Origin of the sequence: Acinetobacter sp. RRD8 (genome assembly GCF_031844225.1) — a bacterium.
Lineage (GTDB): Bacteria > Pseudomonadota > Gammaproteobacteria > Pseudomonadales > Moraxellaceae > Acinetobacter.
In genome coordinates, this window is sequence record NZ_JAUZUU010000007.1 from 1 (window position 1) to 17,692 (window position 17,692).

Consider the following 17,692-nt stretch of genomic DNA (forward strand, 5'->3'; position numbering starts at 1 on the left):
AAAATCCCCCTCCGCCAAGGCAGAGGGGGATTTTTTTATGCGTGGAATTTAGTCAAATAAATGTGGGAACTGTTGAATATTGATTAAAAACTAGACTCATGGGTTTAGAATTTTAAGGAATAAGTAAGACTTTAGTCGGATATTGCATGAAAAGTAGCTGTGTTGAACTAAGTTGTTGCGAAGACATGGCGATAAGAATCATTAAAAATAATAAATAAGAGTTAGGGTCATGTGTCGTGCTGAAAACAACGAAAAAAACTCACAGGAGGTGAGTAAAAATGGCAGAAAACATGAAGCGAGTAGCAAACACGGTAAGTGTGAATGATGTGATTGATCAAGCAAAATTCACTAAATTTCACTTAAGCATTGTATTGTGGTGTTTATTTATTGTCCTATTTGACGGATATGATTTAGCAATTAACGGTGTCGTTCTGCCTCTACTTATGCAAGAGTGGGGCATGAGTGCTGTTCAAGCAGGCATGCTTGCAAGTACAGCACTCGCTGGCATGATGTTTGGAGCCATGCTGTTTGGGATGCTTGCAGACAAAATTGGTCGTAAAAAAGTTATCTTGATTTGTGTTTCTTTATTTAGTGCTTTTACATTTTTAGGTGGATTTACCACTAATCCAACAGAATTTGGTATTTTACGTTTTATTGCTGGTTTAGGGATTGGTGGTGTATTACCAAACTTAGTCGCTCTAACGTCTGAATATGCACCTAAACGTTTAAAAAGCACACTGGTAACCACCATGTTTAGTGGTTATGCGGTGGGCGGTATTATGGCTGCATTATGCGGTACATGGTTTACACCAAGTTTTGGTTGGGAAATTATGTTCTTCATTGCAGGTATTCCCTTACTTTTTGTTCCATTTTTTTGGAAGTTCTTACCTGAGTCTTTAACTTTCCTCGTTAAAGAACAAAAAGTGAATGAAGCACGTCGTTTTATCAAGCAAGTCGAGCCAACTGCAGACATACAAGCAGATACTGAACTGGTTCTAGCTAGCGCTGATCAGACCCAAAGTGCATCAGTAAAAGCTTTATTTACAGAAAATCGTGCCACAGGAACATTCTTATTTTGGATTGCTTTCTTTATGTGCTTACTCATGCTTTACGCACTTGGAAGCTGGCTACCAAAACTGATGATGGCAGCGGGATATTCTTTAGGCAGCAGTTTAATGTTCTTATTAGCACTGAATATTGGTGCCGTGATCGGAACCATTAGCGGCGGTATTTTGGCAGACCGTTTTGACTTTAAACCTGTTCTTATGAGTATGTTAACTGTCGGTGTACTATCTTTGGTTGGTTTGGGCTTTAATTCTCCAACCCCTGTTATTTATTTACTTGTGAGTTTAGCAGGTGCCTCATCTATTGGTACCAGTATCTTGTTATATAGCTATGTTGCTCAATACTATCCTGTTGCAGTACGTTCTACTGGTATTGGTTGGGCTTCTGCTGTAGGGCGTACAGGTGCAATTGTTGGCCCAATCGTAATTGGTATGCTACTTGGTATGGAGTTACCACATAAATGGAACTTTATCGCGGTAGCAATGCCAGGTATTATTGGTATCATCGCTATTTCAATGATTCGTAAGCCACAACCTGGTCGCGTGATGGTGAAAAAATTAAAAACAGCCAAAATTTAAACTCTCGTAATTAACCTACTCAGTTAAAAAAGCTCCTTACTTAAAGGGGCTTTTTCATATCTTTAGTATGAAATTAAATCAATATTCAATTGGTCAAAAGAATAAGCGGATTAATAGAGCTTAAATATTGGGCGAATTAAAAAATAAACATCAATTATTCAAAAGTTTATATTAATAATAGTGTGACATATCACGCAAATAAATGACATTTCCGAGAGCATAGCAGAATATCAATTAGTCTTATTGTGCCTTAAATCCCGCTTGCGTATATTGCCTGACATTGAAGATTGACTTCAGTCTTCAACAAGATGTTATGGACAAGTACTCATGGGAGATGAGAACGATGACAACGGAAAAAATAGATGTAAATTCTGTAGTCGATAATGCGAAATTCACGCCTTTCCACTTCAATGTAGTTGCTTGGTGTTTACTCATTATCTTATTTGATGGCTATGATCTCGCAATCAATGGTGTAGTTTTACCGTTATTGATGCAAGACTGGGGCTTAAGTGCAGTGCAGGCCGGAATGCTTGCAAGTACCGCACTGGCCGGCATGATGTTTGGTGCGATGATCTTTGGTTCCCTCGCGGACAAGATCGGTCGTAAGAAAGTGATCATGATCTGTATTGTATTATTTAGTGGTTTAACCTTTGCCGGCGGCTTTGCTTCAAACCCAACCGAATTCGGTATTTTACGTTTCCTTGCCGGTCTTGGTATTGGTGGCGTAATGCCAAACCTGGTGGCATTGACTTCGGAATATGCTCCACAAAAAATGCGTAGTACGCTGGTGACCACCATGTTTAGTGGTTATGCAGTCGGTGGCGTAATGGCTGCATTATTGGGTTCATGGTTTACCCCAAGTTTTGGTTGGCAAATCATGTTCTTTATCGCGGGTATTCCATTATTTTTATTACCGGTAATCTGGAAATTCCTGCCTGAATCGCTGGCATTTATTGTGAAGCAGAACAAGCAGGCTGAAGCACGCCAAATTGTACGTCGTCTGGCGCCAAATCTGACAGTAACGGATAACACGGTACTTACTTTGCCACAGGAAAATGTGCCTGAAGCAGCGAACGTGGTCAGCTTGTTCCGTCGTGGTCGTGCGGTCAATACCTTACTGTTCTGGGTCGCGTTCTTTACTTGTCTGTTAACCATGTATGCACTGAGCAGCTGGTTGCCGAAGTTGATGATGGCAGCGGGCTATTCGATGGACAACAGCCTGATGTTCATGATGGTGATGAACGTGGGTGCGGTTGTAGGTATTGTGGGTGGTGGTATTCTGGCGGATCGTTTCCACCTGAAACCGGTACTGATGGTTCTGGGCATGATGGGTGCGATTGTAATGAGCTCAATGGGCTTTGCATCTAACCAGTTCTTGCTTTACATTTTGGTATTCCTAGCGGGTGCAGCGTCGATTGGTTCACAAATGTTGCTATATAGCTATGTTGCACAGTTCTACCCACTTGCGGTACGTTCGACAGGTATTGGCTGGTCTTCTGCGATTGGTCGTATGGGCGCGATTGTAGGGCCGATCCTGATTGGTGGTTTGCTTGGTATGAACCTGCCTGCTTACTTCAACTTTATGGCAGTCGGTTTGCCGGTTCTGATTACTGCAATTGCGGTTGCGTTGATCATGCATGACAATGAATCTGAAAAGATTGGTTCAATTGAACCAGCAGTATCTAAAGCTTAAAGCTAAGTTTTTAAATAAGAAGCCTCCGAAAGGGGGCTTTTCATTGTCTATAAAATTTTTAAAGATTAATATCTTAAATAATAAGTAAGTAGGAAAAATAATGAAAAAATATTGGGAATCAGTGAATAAGTGCTTCTTATTTAATTTAACGAACTGGTTTCTGCTAATTGCTGGATTAATCAATTTAGGTGTAGGAACTTGGTCTTCTTATTCCGGTAATGCACCTATTGCGATTACTTCTTTGACAGCAGGGTTGGTATTGTTATTTGCTGCAACAATTGACCGATTTGAGTCATTAAAAGGATTAGGAGTAGAAGCTAAAACTAGACAATTAGATAAAAAATTAGAGGAAGCTGATAATGCATTAATTTATCTTAAAGAAATGACCGCTATAACAGCTAAAACTCTTGTTGAAATTCAAAGTAATATTGGTAGATTTGATGGAGCTCCCACACCGGAAAAGTTCATTCAATTTGCTGATGATATTAGAAAAATAATGAAAAAAACCGGGTCTAATGAACAAGATATACAGGAAGTTTTAAAACCTTGGGCTAAAACCTTATGTATGGATTTAAGTTTTAAAAAAATTATGAGCTTACGAGCTGCTTTAAGTGAGAAAACTAAAGAATTAGATAATCAGATTAGGGCAATTCCTCAACCAATTAATTCCTCAACATCTTCTTATTATACTGATCTTCTTCAAAAGCAATCTAAAATTTCTACATACCTCCAAAATGATTTAAGTAAGTTACATTTACTTGAAATTGATGACTATCCTGAGAAATTATTAAAGTTATACGATGAGGCACCATATTTAGAAGAAGAAAAAATTGAAAACTTAAAAAACGAACTAGAATTATTTATACCTGAAATGAAATTATTAAAATCTGAGAGAAAAGTCGATGACAAATATTTATGGATAAGAGCACTTAAAGAAACTTGAGATTTAAATTGTACAATGTTTAATTATTACTAAATTATTTAGGGTATCGTCGTATGAAACTTAATTCATTCTCCCCAATCCCTGAAGATGATGATGAACTGCATCTTCCTGAACTGGTGTATTGGGCATCTTTAGGCGATGTTGAACAGGTCGAGCAGGGCTTACAGGAAGGGCTGGACGTCAACTCTGCCGATGAAGAAGGCTATAGCGCCTTACAGGCTGCCGCTGAAAATGATCATCTGGAAGTGGTCAAACTTTTGGTTAGCAAAGGCGCAGATATTGCACATCGCAGTCCAAATACTGCTTTAGAGCTGGCTGAAATGGCAGGCAATAAAGAGGTGGTGGCTTATCTGAAAAGTCTGGCCGGAGGTGTCTGAATATAAAAAAAGAACCTCAATGCTGAGGTTCTTTTTTTAGTGTAGGAGCTTAGGCAGCTTCGCCTTCAAGCTCTTTTAAGATCGCTTCATTGAAAGCCGGTAAATCGTCCGGATTGCGTGAAGTAATCAGTACCCAGTCACCGGTATTGCAGCGGTGAACCTGTTCATCGACCCATTTCCCACCGGCATTTTCCAGATCCAGCTTGATGCTCTTATATGAAGTCAGATTTTTGTCTTTGATGCGCTGTGCATCAATCAAAGTCCATGGCCCATGACAGATCGCGGCAATCGGTTTGTGATTGTCGGCAAAATGCTGAATGATTTTTTGCGCATCCTGATTGATTCTCAAGGTATCCGCATTGACTGTACCGCCGGGAATCACCAAAAGATCATAATCATTCAGATCGACGTGTTCAAGACTGGTATCCGGCGTATATTGGGTGGCAGCTTTGGTATCACCTTTGACCGTCGCGACATCTTCATTTTTTTCGGCAGCATGAATCACTTCAAAACCTTTGGACTTTAGAAAATTTAAAGGCTCAGTGAGTTCATCATGTTCAATGCCTTGATTAGATGTAATAAAGAGGACCTTTTTTACCATGATTGCTGTTCCCAAAAAATGTGAGGATTTTTAGCTTAACAACAAGGGGATTCTTACAATGTTGGAGTTTTAGCTCGGAACTGTTAAGCAATGATAAATAAAATAATAGGCAGAAAAAAAAGCCCCGACATCCTGTCGGGGCTTTTTCGTATCTCGTGATTTAGGTATAACTCCTGTCGTACCTCACGTCCTGGTGTTGCGATGTTCTTCTTGTTTTTAGGTCTTCGGAGCATCCTGCTCTCTATGTTTATAAAGTAATACACATCCCGGTAACGCACTAGCAGCAGATTGCGGTTATTGCTGTACGCTTTGGCTTACATCAGCGCAGAGAAATTGAGCTTTGTAGGCTTAACCGGTTGTATTGCATTAAAAATGTATATCTAGACCGATATAAGGACCTTTAAATTCCAGCTGTAAGTCTGGACGTTGATCCTGCTCAAAATCTACCTGCATGATGCGATAACCGATTTTGGCACCGACATCGACCAGCAGATTATCAATGAAATCATATTGCAGTTCCGCCTGTACGTCGGTCTTACGGGTATCACTGCCGTGACTGTAAACTGCTTCCGCTTTGGCACTCATACCGGTAAATGGCAATTTAACCCCGGCTGTTGCATAGAGCAGTGGACTATATTCATCCAGATCGTATTGAGTGAAAGCGCCGGCAGTCAGGTTTTTTACCGTACCATCCAGATTGGTTAAACCTGCACCTATATCCGCATGCACAATGGTATCCAGCAATTCGTAATACAGAATATAGTCAATATTGTTCAGCTCGATATCTGAGGCATTGACAGGAGAACTCTGTTCGCTGGTGCTGTCCAGATTGACGTATTTAATCTTGGCATTTGGCAATAACGGTACCGGATGTTCTACAGCGACAGATAGTTGTGCTGTACCTTGTCGATCCAGCTCATGCTTGAAATTGTTATCCTGGCTATAGCCGTCAAAATCCCAGTAGCTGAGATCCGCTTTCACGCCAATCACATCTGCATGACTGAGCGTACTGAGTCCAAAACCGAAGAATAAGGTGGTGAGTATTTTTGCGCGCATGGCTCTATTCCCTAAAGCTTTATTAAAATTGGAGGTGTCTGGTTACTTAAAAACATCTTCTTAATATGGAGTAGCAAGTGCATGATATAGAGAATTTCAAAAATGTATATCCTTGGATTTTGCAGGACAATAAGATGGTAGCGAGAAGCACACAACAAGCGAAAGAGTATGCATTATATGTCGCCGGTCAGGCCGTTCAGACGGGTGAATGGCTAGAGGTCAAGCATAAATATAACCACGAACTGTATGCCCGTGTCGCCTTGGCAGATGCCAACATACTGGAACAGGCGATTCAGTCTGCCGTAGATGCAGAAGCTGAAATGGCCGCCTTGGAGCCGTTCCAGAAACAGAAAATTCTATTGCATTGTGTACGCCGTTTTCGTGAGATTCATGAAGAATTGACCGAAATTCTGATTGCAGAAGGGGGCAAGCCGCGTAAAGCAGCCGAAGCCGAAGTTGAACGTCTGATTAATACTTTCCAGATTGCCGCAGATGCCGTGACCCAGATTGATCAGGGACGTATGCTGCCTTTGGCCGTGACTGCAGCAGCATCCGGCTATCAGGGCATTGTGAAACAGGTGCCGATTGGTGCGGTGTCTTTGATCAGTCCGTTTAATTTTCCTTTAAATCTGACCGCGCATAAAATTGCTCCTGCGATTGCAGCCGGTTGTCCCTTTGTGCTGAAACCGCCGAGTCTAACCCCGATTTCTGCCTTAAAAATTGCCGAAATTCTGGCGGAAACCGATTTACCGCAAGGTGCCTTTTCGGTATTGCCCTGTCCGCGAGAGCTGGCCGATCTACTGGTCACTGATGAGCGTTTTAAATTACTCAGTTTTACCGGTTCCGATGCTGTGGGCTGGGATATGAAAGCGCGTGCCGGACGCAAAAAAGTGGTCTTGGAGCTGGGTGGCAATGCTGCTGTCATGATTGAGCCAGATACCGAAATTAACGATGCCTTGATTAACCGTCTAATTGGCGGGGCGTATAACCATGCCGGACAGGTGTGTATCAGTGTGCAACGCATTTTGGTGCATCAGCAGATTTATACTGAAGTGAAGGACAAACTGCTGGCGAAACTGAAAACGATTAAAGCCGCTGATCCGAATCTGAGCACAACCTTGGTTGGTCCGATGATCAAGGAAGATGAAGCCAAACGCCTGAAAAAATGGCTGGATAAAGCCGTGAAAAAAGACGCGAAAATCCTGATTGGAGGCGAATTGAATGGTGTGATGTTCGCACCGACCTTGCTGGAAAATGTAGACCACAGTCTGGAAATCTACCGTGATGAAGCCTTTGGCCCGGTGGCAATTCTGGAAGCGTATGCTGATTTCGAATCCGGTATTGCCTGTATCAACCGCAGCCGTTTTGGCTTGCAAGCTGGAGTGTATACTCAGAATCTGAACAAGATGCTGTATGCCTGGGATCATCTGCATGTCGGCGGTGTCATTATCAATGATATTCCATCTTTCCGGGTCGATAACATGCCTTATGGCGGGGTCAAAGATTCAGGTCTGGGTCGTGAAGGAATTCAGTCAGCCATTCGCGACATGCAGGAAGAGCGCATGCTGGTGATTAAAGCCTAAGTTTAGAATACTCATCGCTTCGATATCACTAGCAGCTTGTTTTAAATCTGCTTGTGATATTTAAACCGGTTTTTAAAGAGGTCAAAATTCCATGAGAGAATTTGATTTCCCATATCACGGCTTGGTCATGTGCCTTAGTATGAGCCGTTTCATCATTAAATAATGATCTAAAAACAGATGCTGGATTGGAGTCTTGGAATACATTTTTTAAAACAGCGACCCTGTAGTAAAACTTAAGAAAAAATATATTCCAAAAAGTTTGTCAATATATAACTTGTTTAATCTGGCTTATTTCGCAGAATTATTGAACGCTTAATTCGAATAGATTATAAATAACGAATATTTTAAGCAGAATTTACAGAAAAAATTTAAAAAAGTCAGTATTGTTGAGTCATCTACAAGGTCAGTTTTTCGATCAGACTTTAAGCAAGATGTAAGACCTGCTGACCTGTTTGTACATTAGAATTCGACGCCCACAAGGTGCCCTCTAATTCAAACACCCAAAATTATTGAAAATACTTCTTTTTTTGCTTGCGTCATAACCATAACAAGCAGCATCTGAAGGGGTTAAAAGTTTAGGTGTTCTATGACAGAAACTCGTGAGAATTGGTCCGCACGATCAGGATTCATTATTGCAGCGATTGGTTCCGCCGTTGGCTTGGGGAATATCTGGCGTTTCCCTTATGTTGCCTATGAAAATGGTGGCGGGGCATTCCTGATCCCTTATCTGATTGCGATTTTCGCAGCAGGTTTACCTTTATTGTTTTTAGACTATGCGGTCGGACACAAGTTCCGCAAAGCGCCGCCTATGGCCTATAAAAAACTCATGAATGCCGAATCTCTGGGTTGGTGGCAGGTCATGGTCACTCTGGTGATCGGGATTTACTATGCCAGCGTCTTGTCCTGGGCCGGCAGTTATATGTTCTATTCCTTTGGACAGCAGTGGGGCACAGATACCCAGGGCTTCTTCTTCAATACTTACCTACAAAATGGTGAGGGTCTGACTCTCGGTTTTGTACCTGTGCTGTTCTTTGGTCTAGTGGTCGTTTGGGCAGCAGTCATGCTGATTCTTTACGGTGGAGTACGCCGTGGGGTGGAACTGGCGAATAAAATCTTTATGCCATTGCTGGTGATTTTATTCACGATCCTGGTGATTCAGGCAGTCCGTTTACCGGGTGCAGTCGATGGCTTAAATGCTTTCTTCACGCCAAACTGGGAAGCGATGGCCAACTATAAAGTCTGGTTAGCGGCCTTTGGTCATATCTTCTTCTCACTTTCAGTGGGCTTCGGGATCATGTTGACCTATGCCTCTTACTTGAAACGCAAAACTAACCTGACCGGTTCAGGCATTGTGGTGGCATTGGCCAACTCGTCTTTTGAAATTCTGGCGGGTATTGGTGTCTTTGCCGCGCTTGGTTTTATGGCATTCAGCTCAGGTGCGAAAGTTGAAGATGTGGTATCTGGCGGTATTGGTCTGGCCTTTATTGCGTTTCCGAAAATCATTTCCAGTTTAGGTGCAGGTGGTGACCTGTTCGGTTTCCTGTTCTTCGCTTCGTTGACGGTTGCCGGTATTACCTCGATGGTCAGTATCCTGCAAGTTCCGATTGCTGCGTTCCAAGACAAACTGGGCTGGTCAAAGAATAAGTCAGTAACGATTATTGCTGGTGGTTCAGCGGTGATTTCTACCCTGATGTTCTCGACACATAGTGCGATTACCTTTGTCGATATCATCGACTACTTTGCTAATAACATCGGTATTGTCGGTGGTGGTCTGTTATCGATTATTCTGTTGTCGTGGTTCCGTCGTCCATTAATGAAACAGCTGGAAGGCCATGTGAATGAGTTTGCCAGCGTGAAACTGGGTGCCAGCTGGAACTTCATGCTGACGGTGATCACGCCGTTGTCATTATTGCTGGCATTGGGCCTGACCCTGAAATCGATTATGGCAGAAGGTTATGGTGGCTATGCTGCCAGTACCCTATGGATGGTAGGTGGAGGAGTGATGGCATTCTTTATTCTGGGTGCCATTCTGTTCAGCCTGATCAAAGACCGTCACAGCTAGGAGAGCGACTATGAATACATCTGCACTAATCATGATGATCATCTCCATCGTTTTATTATGGGGTGGTCTGGTACTGGCTGTGATTCATCTGGCAAAGAATCCGGAAGAACCAGAAGACTAAAAATCTTCACATAAACCTACTGTTGCCATAAACGGAAGTCATTATCATCCTTGATGATAATGACTTTTTTAATGGCTGATGCTTTGACATGATTTCCGTTTCAGATGGACAAGTCTATACAGCCTTTGCCGTGACTTTATTTGCCGGGCTGGCCACCGTGGTGGGTGGGGGACTGGTATTATTCTTAAAAAAACCTAATTTCCGTTTGCTGGCCTTTGGTCTGGCCTTTGCTGCCGGGGCCATGATCTATGTCTCTTTAACCGAAATTCTGAACAAATCGATCGCGTCCTTTAGCTTAGATTTTGATGAAAAAACCGGTTTTGCCTTTGGCACTTTTGCTTTTTTACTGGGCGTAATTCTGGTGTTGTTGCTGGATCGTTTTGTGCCAAACCCACATGACACTATTGAGACCCATTCTGCCAAGGGCGTCAGTTCACCCCAATTACTGCGTACCGGCATGCTGACCCTGTTTGCGATTAGCGCACATAACCTGCCGGAAGGGCTGGCGACGTTTTTTGCCACGCTGGAAAGTCCTGCTTTGGGTGCGCCATTGGCAGTCGCGATTGCGATTCATAATGTACCAGAAGGCGTGGCGATTGCCCTGCCGGTCTATATGGCCACCGGCCGTAAAGATTATGCGCTCTGGGCCAGTTTGGTTTCCGGACTGGCCGAACCATTAGGGGCAGCGCTCGGGTATTTTATTCTGGCACCTTATATGAGTGAAACCGTCTATGGTCTGATCTTTGGCGTGATTGGCGGGGTGATGGTTTATCTGGCGCTGGATGAATTATTGCCGACGGCAAAGCGCTATTCTGAAGGGCATGAAACAGTCTATGGATTGGTGAGCGGCATGGCGGCATTGGCCAGCAGTCTGGTGATTTTTAAGTTTATTCAATAAGCCATATATTCACTAAATCACGCGCCATAAAAAAAGCAGCTTGCGCTGCCTTTCATTTTAAACACATGACTTATGCAGTTTTTTCTATACGGCAATAGAAGAAACCGTCGCCTTGATCTGCTTTCGGCAACAACTGACGACCATGAATCTGTTCGATACCCCAATCGGCTTCGATTTTGATTTCTTTGGCATCGGCATGGGTATTAAAAAACTCGACCATCTGCTGTTCGTTTTCGGCTTTCAAAATTGAACAGGTGATGTACAGCAAAGTACCACCGACTTTCAGTTGCTGCCACATATTTTCCAGAATCTGCTTTTGCAGCTGTACCGTTTGCGGAATATCTGTGGAATGACGCAGTAAACGGATGTCCGGATGACGACGGATCACACCAATTGCAGAACACGGTGCATCCAGCACGATACAATCCACCGGCTCCGGCGCTGTCCAGGTGATCGCATCAGCCGCGATAATTTCAACGTCGGCATATTCAGTTAATAGTAAACGTTCCAGATTTTCTGCCACACGGACTAAACGTTTGGCATCTTGGTCAATGGCATACAGTTTTTTCGGGCTATATTTTTCCAGGATATGCGCGGTCTTGCCACCCGGAGCGGCACAGGCATCGACCACCACTTTGCCTTCAAGGTCAGGAACTAAGGTCGCACACAGCTGGGCATGTTCATCCTGAACCGAGAAACCGCCGGCTTCATAGCCCGGCAGGTTCGGAATATGGACATTCTGTTCCAGTACAATCCCGACTTCAGACAGGGTGCAGGCACGTGCTTCATAGCCTTCTTCTTCCAGAATTTCCAGATATTCATCACGGCTGACCTGATTGACATTGACACGCAAGGTGAGCGGTGCAATCTGTTTCAAGTCATGTGACAGTTCGGCAAGCTGTTCCGGCCAGTCTTTCTTTAAACGCTTGTAAAGCCAGCTTGGCAGGCCAGGTGCCTGATTTAAAGCCAGATCAAATTCTTCTGTTTCACGTGAAACACGACGCAGAACGGCATTCACCAGACCGCTTAAAGGTTCAAAACCGAGCTGTTTGGCTGCAGTGACGGTTTCTGAAATTGCAGCATGCGCCGGAATACGGGTACATAAAATCTGATACAAACCCAGATATAAGCAGCTTTCTAAAGCCTGATTATCAAGAGGTTTGGTTAATAATGGCAGGGTAATGGCTTTCAGGCCGTGCCACTGACGTAAACAGCCCAAAGTTAACTCGTGATATAGACCACGGTCACGTTCAGACACGATGTTGATATGTTGATTGAGTACAGAAGCAAGTGATTGGCCGTTTTGTACAGCCAATAGGGTTTTTACAACTTGCGCGCGCAAATTCAAGTTTTTAGCTGATGATTGAATTTGGCTCATGCGAATTTATATCCTACCGATAGTTTTTGAGTTTGATTAATTTGAACAGCATTCAGGGCTTTGCCGCCTGGCCATTGCAGATTGGTGATGCAAATAGCATGTTGATCGCCACACATCACATGCACGCCGTCTTTATCCAGGGCAATCACTTCACCAGGCAGGGCATTGCTTGTCTTTTGCGTGGAAAGCGAGGAATTCCAGATGCGTAAATTGTTGCTGTCATCCAGTGGAGTAAATGCCACCGGCCATGGATTAAAAGCACGAATATTACGGTCAATGGCTGTTGCAGGCTGGGTCCAGTCAATTTGTGCTTCAGCTTTTGACAGTTTATGCGCGTAAACCGTCAGGCTTTCATCCTGGACTTCGCGAATCTCAAGATAGTGCTGTAAGGTCTGTTCCGATTCAAGCACGGCCACAATCGCCTCAGCACCTTGCAGCGCCAGTTTGTCATGCAGGCTGGCAGATGTATCTTCGGCGCTAATCGGGCACAGTGTTTTATACATCATATCCCCGGTATCCAGACCGGCTGCCATTTTCATAATGGTTACACCGGTCTCGGCATCGCCAGTGGCAATGGCACGCTGAATCGGGGCTGCACCGCGCCAGCGTGGCAACAGGGAACCATGAATATTCAGGCAACCATATTTTGGCGTATCCAGAACCACTTGTGGCAGGATCAGGCCATAAGCTGCCACCACCATCACATCTGCATTTAAGGCTTTAAGTTCCGCTTGCGCCGCCAGACCTTCTTCAGTCGATGACTTGAAATGCAAAGGCTGATAGACCGAAAGATGATGTTCAAGCGCTAACTGCTTCACCGCAGATGCCGTGAGCTTTTGTCCACGTCCGGCCTTGCGGTCCGGTTGAGTATAGACCGCCACAATTTCATGTTCGGTTCTAAGCAACGCAGCCAATGCAGTCGCTGCAAATTCTGGTGTGCCTGCAAATATGATCTTCACACATGAAATTCCAAATAAACTTAAAAGCTATTATAAGCCAAAAGCCAAATTTCAGCCTAATCGTTGCAAAAACTTATCCGAGAAGCTTGGTGAGTGCTTGAATTTCAGTGGAATTTTTATATAAAAAAAACTCATGCAAATTGTAAAAATTATTCATGAAAGTTTTGTATTGTCCTGATGATGATGGCGGTATAGTAGATTTCATTAAGAAATTTTTATCGTCAGATCATCCAAACCTCTCGATAGACATTTTTGCCTGCATCTACACTCAAAAGGCCATCTTGTAAATCAAGGGCTTGTAGTATGATAGGTTTAAAATTCAACTGATTTAAGCTCTTTGTCAGTATGATTTAGCCAGAGTGGATCTGCCCGATTCACTGCAAGCTCAAACTTTGTTGGAAATATAAAATGCCTGACTATCGTTCAAAAACATCGACACACGGAAGAAATATGGCTGGCGCACGCGGTTTATGGCGTGCTACCGGCATGAAAGATGAAGATTTCGGTAAGCCGATTATTGCGGTGGTGAACTCGTTCACCCAGTTTGTACCGGGTCATGTGCATCTTAAAGATCTGGGTCAGCTGGTGGCACGTCAAATTGAAGCGTCAGGCGGCGTGGCCAAAGAATTCAATACCATTGCGGTCGATGACGGCATCGCGATGGGTCATGACGGCATGCTGTATTCATTGCCTTCACGTGATCTGATTGCAGACTCGGTCGAGTACATGGTCAATGCCCATTGTGCCGATGCGATGGTGTGTATCTCGAACTGTGACAAGATCACCCCGGGTATGTTAATGGCTTCAATGCGTCTGAACATTCCGGTGGTATTTGTCTCTGGCGGTCCAATGGAAGCGGGCAAGGTCAAAATCCGCGGTAATGAAAAAGCCATTGATCTGGTCGATGCCATGATTGTTGCAGCAGATGACAGCTTCACTGATGAAGAAGTCGCAGAATACGAACGTTCTGCTTGTCCAACTTGTGGTTCATGTTCAGGCATGTTTACCGCAAACTCGATGAACTGTTTGACTGAAGCACTTGGTTTATCGCTTCCGGGCAATGGTTCAACACTGGCAACCCATGCCAACCGTAAAAAATTATTTGAAAAAGCTGGTCAACTGATTGTTGAATTGGCGAAACGTCATTATGAACAGGAAGATTACAGCATCTTGCCACGTTCAATCGCAACCAAAGCGGCATTTGAAAATGCAATGACTTTAGACATTTCCATGGGTGGTTCAACCAATACGGTTCTGCATCTGTTGGCAGCAGCACACGAAGCTGAAGTCGACTTCACGATGACCGATATCGACCGTTTGTCACGTAATGTGCCGGTACTATGTAAAGTTGCGCCGGCGAAACAGGATGTCCATATGGAAGATGTACACCGTGCCGGCGGCATCATGTCAATCTTGGGTGAACTGGATCGTGCAGGCTTACTCGATACATCTGTTCCAACTGTTCATGAAAAAACACTGAAAGATGCCTTGGATAAATGGGACATCATCCGTACTGAAGATGAAGAAGTGTATCAATTCTTCAAATCAGCGCCGGGTGGTGTACCGACTCAGACGGCATTCTCGCAAGACCGTTATTATGCACGCTTAGATGGCGACCGTGACAATGGCGTGATCCGTAATGCAGCCAATGCATTCTCGCAAGATGGCGGCTTGGCAGTACTTTATGGCAATATCGCACTAGAAGGCTGTATCGTAAAAACAGCGGGTGTGGATGACTCAATCCTGAAATTCAACGGGACTGCACGTGTGTTTGAAAGTCAGGATGCTGCGGTTGAAGCAATTCTGGGTGGTAAAATCACTGCGGGTGATGTCGTCGTGATTCGCTACGAAGGTCCACGTGGTGGTCCGGGTATGCAGGAAATGTTGTATCCAACCAGTTACTTAAAATCAAAAGGTTTGGGTAAAGACTGTGCTCTGTTAACAGATGGCCGTTTCTCGGGTGGTTCTTCTGGTCTTTCAATTGGTCACGTGTCGCCTGAAGCTGCAGAAGGCGGTGCGATTGGTCTGGTTGAAGATGGCGACCGTATCGAAATTGATATTCCAAACCGTACCATTCACCTAGCGGTGGATGATGCAACTATGGCAGCACGTCGTGAAGCACAAGAAGCCAAAGGCTGGCAGCCTGCTGAACAGCGTCCGCGTAAAGTGTCTAAAGCACTGAAAGCGTATGCGATGCATACCACCAGTGCCTCGAAAGGTGCGGTACGTGATATCTAATTTGTAATTTTACAGATTTTAAAAGCACTCCAGACGGGGGTGCTTTTTTATTAATTGTTGAAAATAGCACGGTCGCATTTTACTTTGTGATTTTGCAATAATATTGCGTAGACAATGTTTTACTTTTGACAGCGCAAAAGTAACAAAACGCCTTTGTTTTCCTGATGCAGCATCCTTGCTGCACAGGAAAACAGCGACATCCATGTCGCTTCATCATGTGATCTGATTTGGGTAGAAAAATAATAAATGGATTAATGGGATTCGCAGAGTACAGAGTGTTGCTTTCATGTGTAGTCTGCTTTCTATACAATGACCTTAAAATAAATTGTCCAAGACCGAAGCTTAAAATTGGTCATCGCCCAGGAAGAGAATAATGAGTAAAGATAATATCCGCGAGCATTCAGCCCCCGTTTATGAAGGCATTGAAAATGCACCGGCGCGTTCCATGATGCGTGCTACCGGTTTTAAAGATGCCGATTTTAAACGGCCATTTATTGGTATCGCTTCGACCTGGGCCAATGTCACGCCTTGTAATATGCATATTGATGGTCTGGCCAGAACAGTCGAGCAGGGCGTGAGTGCTGCGGGCGGCAAAGGTATTATCTTCAATACCATTACCATTTCTGACGGAATTTCCAACGGTACGGAAGGCATGAAATATTCACTGCTATCACGGGAAGTGATCGCAGACTCGATTGAAACGGTCGTGGGTTGTCAGGCTTATGATGGGGTCATCGCGATTGGTGGCTGTGATAAAAACATGCCGGGCTGCATTATGGGACTGGCACGTCTAAACCGTCCCGGTCTGTTTATTTATGGCGGTACTATTAAACCGGGTGAAGGCCATACCGACATGATTTCGGTATTTGAAGCAGTCGGTCAATATGCCAAAGGTGAAATTAATGCGATTCAAGTCAAGCATATTGAAGAAGTGTCTTTACCGGGTCCGGGCTCCTGTGGCGGCATGTATACCGCTAACTCGATGGCCTCTGCGATTGAAGCACTCGGTATGAGCCTGCCGGGCTCCTCTGCGCAGGAAGCAATTTCGGATGACAAACAAATCGACTGCGCCCGTGCCGGTGAAGCAGTCATGAATCTGTTACGACTGGATATCAAGCCACGCGACATCATGACCAAGGCTGCTTTTGAAAATTCGATCAAGGTCTTGATTGCACTGGGTGGTTCGACCAATGGGGTACTGCATCTTTTGGCTATGGCACATACCGCAGGGGTGGAACTGAGTCTGGATGATTTCGTGCGGATTGGTAAAGATATTCCGGTGGTGGCTGATGTGCGTCCATCGGGTAAATATTTAATGTCAGAACTGATTGCGATTGGTGGAATTCAGCCGCTGATGAAACGCATGCTGGATGCCGGCATGCTGGATGGGTCCTGTTTAACGGTCACAGGTAAGACGCTGGCAGAAAACCTGGCCGATGTGCAGGACTATCCGGAAGGTCAGCAGATTATTCTGCCTTTTGATGCGCCCGTGAAAAAAGATTCCCATCTGGTGATTTTGAAAGGCAATCTGTCGCCGAAGGGCGCTGTGGCCAAGATTACCGGTAAGGAAGGTCTGCATTTTGCTGGCCCGGCACGGGTCTTTGAAGGCGAGCAGGGTGCCATGCGCGGGATTCTGGATGGCGAAGTCCAGCCGGGTGAAGTGGTGGTGATTCGTGGCGTCGGCCCTAAAGGTGGTCCGGGCATGCCGGAAATGCTGAAACCGACTTCTGCGATTATTGGTAAAGGTCTGGGCGCTTCGGTGGCTTTAATTACTGACGGACGCTTCTCTGGCGGCAGTCATGGTTTCGTGATTGGTCATGTGACGCCAGAAGCTTATGAGGGCGGCCCGATTGGTCTGGTGCAAAATGGTGATCAGATTTCGATTAATGCCGAAACCCGGGAAATGACTTGGCATGTCGCGGAAGAAGAAATTGCTGCACGTCAAGCGGCCTGGACCAAACCTCAGCCAAACTATACCCACGGTGCGCTGGCTAAATTCGCCAAACTGACTTCAGGTGCAGAAACCGGGGCGGTCACTGACCTGAATCTTGACCTCTAATCCATTGTTAAACATTGAACATTTGCTTATGACTTGATATAAGTTTTTACAGCATGCAGGGCTTTGGCTTCTGCGATCTTA

General features: G+C 44.5%; 14 protein-coding genes. 10 read left to right on the plus strand and 4 right to left on the minus strand.

Annotated elements, in window-relative coordinates; translation table 11 throughout:
- Nucleotides 1–278: 278 nt before the first annotated feature.
- The 4 genes from Q9R24_RS08680 to Q9R24_RS08695 all read left to right on the plus strand — a co-directional run bounded on the left by Q9R24_RS08680 (nt 279) and on the right by Q9R24_RS08695 (nt 4,656).
- Nucleotides 279–1,643 carry an MFS transporter gene (locus Q9R24_RS08680; RefSeq protein WP_114541999.1) on the plus strand — a complete coding sequence of 455 codons (1,365 nt, stop codon included), beginning with the start codon at nt 279–281 and terminating at the stop codon, nt 1,641–1,643.
- Nucleotides 1,644–1,986: 343 nt separating this feature from the next.
- On the plus strand, nt 1,987–3,336 hold the full coding sequence (locus Q9R24_RS08685) for an aromatic acid/H+ symport family MFS transporter (RefSeq protein WP_129717939.1): 1,350 nt from the start codon (nt 1,987–1,989) through the stop codon (nt 3,334–3,336).
- Between the two features lie 100 nt (nt 3,337–3,436).
- Nucleotides 3,437–4,279 (plus strand): hypothetical protein, encoded by an 843-nt coding sequence (locus Q9R24_RS08690; RefSeq protein WP_005108256.1) that lies wholly within the window; start codon nt 3,437–3,439, stop codon nt 4,277–4,279.
- Nucleotides 4,280–4,332: 53 nt separating this feature from the next.
- Nucleotides 4,333–4,656 (plus strand): ankyrin repeat domain-containing protein, encoded by a 324-nt coding sequence (locus tag Q9R24_RS08695; RefSeq protein ID WP_004728940.1) that lies wholly within the window; start codon nt 4,333–4,335, stop codon nt 4,654–4,656.
- 49 nt (nt 4,657–4,705) lie between these two features.
- Here the strand turns inward: Q9R24_RS08695 and Q9R24_RS08700 are convergent, their stop codons facing one another.
- Both Q9R24_RS08700 and Q9R24_RS08705 read right to left on the minus strand, forming a co-directional pair.
- Nucleotides 4,706–5,257, minus strand: coding sequence for a type 1 glutamine amidotransferase domain-containing protein (locus Q9R24_RS08700; RefSeq protein ID WP_311204067.1), 552 nt, complete (start codon nt 5,255–5,257; stop codon nt 4,706–4,708).
- 366 nt (nt 5,258–5,623) lie between these two features.
- A complete protein-coding gene (locus tag Q9R24_RS08705; RefSeq protein ID WP_311204068.1) occupies nt 5,624–6,313 on the minus strand; it encodes a TIGR04219 family outer membrane beta-barrel protein in 690 nt (229 codons plus the stop codon).
- Between the two features lie 134 nt (nt 6,314–6,447).
- On the opposite strand from Q9R24_RS08705, the gene Q9R24_RS08710 reads away from it, so the two are divergent.
- The 4 genes from Q9R24_RS08710 to zupT all read left to right on the plus strand — a co-directional run bounded on the left by Q9R24_RS08710 (nt 6,448) and on the right by zupT (nt 10,977).
- The gene (locus Q9R24_RS08710) at nt 6,448–7,896 is read left to right on the plus strand and encodes an aldehyde dehydrogenase family protein (RefSeq protein ID WP_311204069.1); all 1,449 of its coding nucleotides are present in this window, start codon (nt 6,448–6,450) and stop codon (nt 7,894–7,896) included.
- Nucleotides 7,897–8,482: 586 nt separating this feature from the next.
- Nucleotides 8,483–9,958 carry a sodium-dependent transporter gene (locus Q9R24_RS08715; RefSeq protein WP_180075603.1) on the plus strand — a complete coding sequence of 492 codons (1,476 nt, stop codon included), beginning with the start codon at nt 8,483–8,485 and terminating at the stop codon, nt 9,956–9,958.
- 10 nt (nt 9,959–9,968) lie between these two features.
- Complete coding sequence (locus Q9R24_RS08720; protein ID WP_004647694.1) at nt 9,969–10,079, plus strand: methionine/alanine import family NSS transporter small subunit; 111 nt, start codon at nt 9,969–9,971, stop codon at nt 10,077–10,079.
- A gap of 88 nt (nt 10,080–10,167) precedes the next feature.
- On the plus strand, nt 10,168–10,977 hold the full coding sequence (gene zupT / locus Q9R24_RS08725) for a zinc transporter ZupT (RefSeq protein WP_243475244.1): 810 nt from the start codon (nt 10,168–10,170) through the stop codon (nt 10,975–10,977).
- 70 nt (nt 10,978–11,047) lie between these two features.
- On the opposite strand, the gene rsmB is transcribed toward zupT, so the two are convergent.
- Together rsmB and fmt are read right to left on the minus strand one after the other, a co-directional pair.
- Nucleotides 11,048–12,355: a 16S rRNA (cytosine(967)-C(5))-methyltransferase RsmB gene (gene rsmB, locus Q9R24_RS08730; RefSeq protein ID WP_311204070.1), complete on the minus strand. Its 1,308-nt coding sequence runs from the start codon at nt 12,353–12,355 to the stop codon at nt 11,048–11,050.
- Complete coding sequence (gene fmt, locus Q9R24_RS08735) at nt 12,352–13,314, minus strand: methionyl-tRNA formyltransferase (RefSeq protein ID WP_311204071.1); 963 nt, start codon at nt 13,312–13,314, stop codon at nt 12,352–12,354. The genes rsmB and fmt overlap by 4 nt, the downstream gene beginning before the upstream one ends.
- Nucleotides 13,315–13,722: 408 nt before the next feature.
- Between fmt and ilvD (Q9R24_RS08740) the strand changes: the two genes are divergently transcribed.
- Together ilvD (Q9R24_RS08740) and ilvD (Q9R24_RS08745) are read left to right on the plus strand one after the other, a co-directional pair.
- Nucleotides 13,723–15,552, plus strand: coding sequence for a dihydroxy-acid dehydratase (gene ilvD / locus Q9R24_RS08740; protein WP_243475247.1), 1,830 nt, complete (start codon nt 13,723–13,725; stop codon nt 15,550–15,552).
- 373 nt (nt 15,553–15,925) lie between these two features.
- Nucleotides 15,926–17,611, plus strand: coding sequence for a dihydroxy-acid dehydratase (ilvD, locus tag Q9R24_RS08745; protein ID WP_005108266.1), 1,686 nt, complete (start codon nt 15,926–15,928; stop codon nt 17,609–17,611).
- The last annotated feature ends 81 nt before the right edge of the window (nt 17,612–17,692 follow it).

What these genes read in the sequence shown, in the direction of transcription:
- Q9R24_RS08680 (WP_114541999.1), top strand. Translation starts at nt 279, where the DNA reads ATGGCAGAAAACATGAAGCGAGTAGCAAACACGGTAAGTGTGAATGAT.
- Q9R24_RS08685 (WP_129717939.1), top strand. Translation starts at nt 1,987, where the DNA reads ATGACAACGGAAAAAATAGATGTAAATTCTGTAGTCGATAATGCGAAA.
- Q9R24_RS08690 (WP_005108256.1), top strand. Translation starts at nt 3,437, where the DNA reads ATGAAAAAATATTGGGAATCAGTGAATAAGTGCTTCTTATTTAATTTA.
- Q9R24_RS08695 (WP_004728940.1), top strand. Translation starts at nt 4,333, where the DNA reads ATGAAACTTAATTCATTCTCCCCAATCCCTGAAGATGATGATGAACTG.
- Q9R24_RS08700 (WP_311204067.1), bottom strand. Translation starts at nt 5,257, where the DNA reads ATGGTAAAAAAGGTCCTCTTTATTACATCTAATCAAGGCATTGAACAT.
- Q9R24_RS08705 (WP_311204068.1), bottom strand. Translation starts at nt 6,313, where the DNA reads ATGCGCGCAAAAATACTCACCACCTTATTCTTCGGTTTTGGACTCAGT.
- Q9R24_RS08710 (WP_311204069.1), top strand. Translation starts at nt 6,448, where the DNA reads ATGGTAGCGAGAAGCACACAACAAGCGAAAGAGTATGCATTATATGTC.
- Q9R24_RS08715 (WP_180075603.1), top strand. Translation starts at nt 8,483, where the DNA reads ATGACAGAAACTCGTGAGAATTGGTCCGCACGATCAGGATTCATTATT.
- Q9R24_RS08720 (WP_004647694.1), top strand. Translation starts at nt 9,969, where the DNA reads ATGAATACATCTGCACTAATCATGATGATCATCTCCATCGTTTTATTA.
- zupT (WP_243475244.1), top strand. Translation starts at nt 10,168, where the DNA reads ATGATTTCCGTTTCAGATGGACAAGTCTATACAGCCTTTGCCGTGACT.
- rsmB (WP_311204070.1), bottom strand. Translation starts at nt 12,355, where the DNA reads ATGAGCCAAATTCAATCATCAGCTAAAAACTTGAATTTGCGCGCGCAA.
- ilvD (WP_243475247.1), top strand. Translation starts at nt 13,723, where the DNA reads ATGCCTGACTATCGTTCAAAAACATCGACACACGGAAGAAATATGGCT.
- ilvD (WP_005108266.1), top strand. Translation starts at nt 15,926, where the DNA reads ATGAGTAAAGATAATATCCGCGAGCATTCAGCCCCCGTTTATGAAGGC.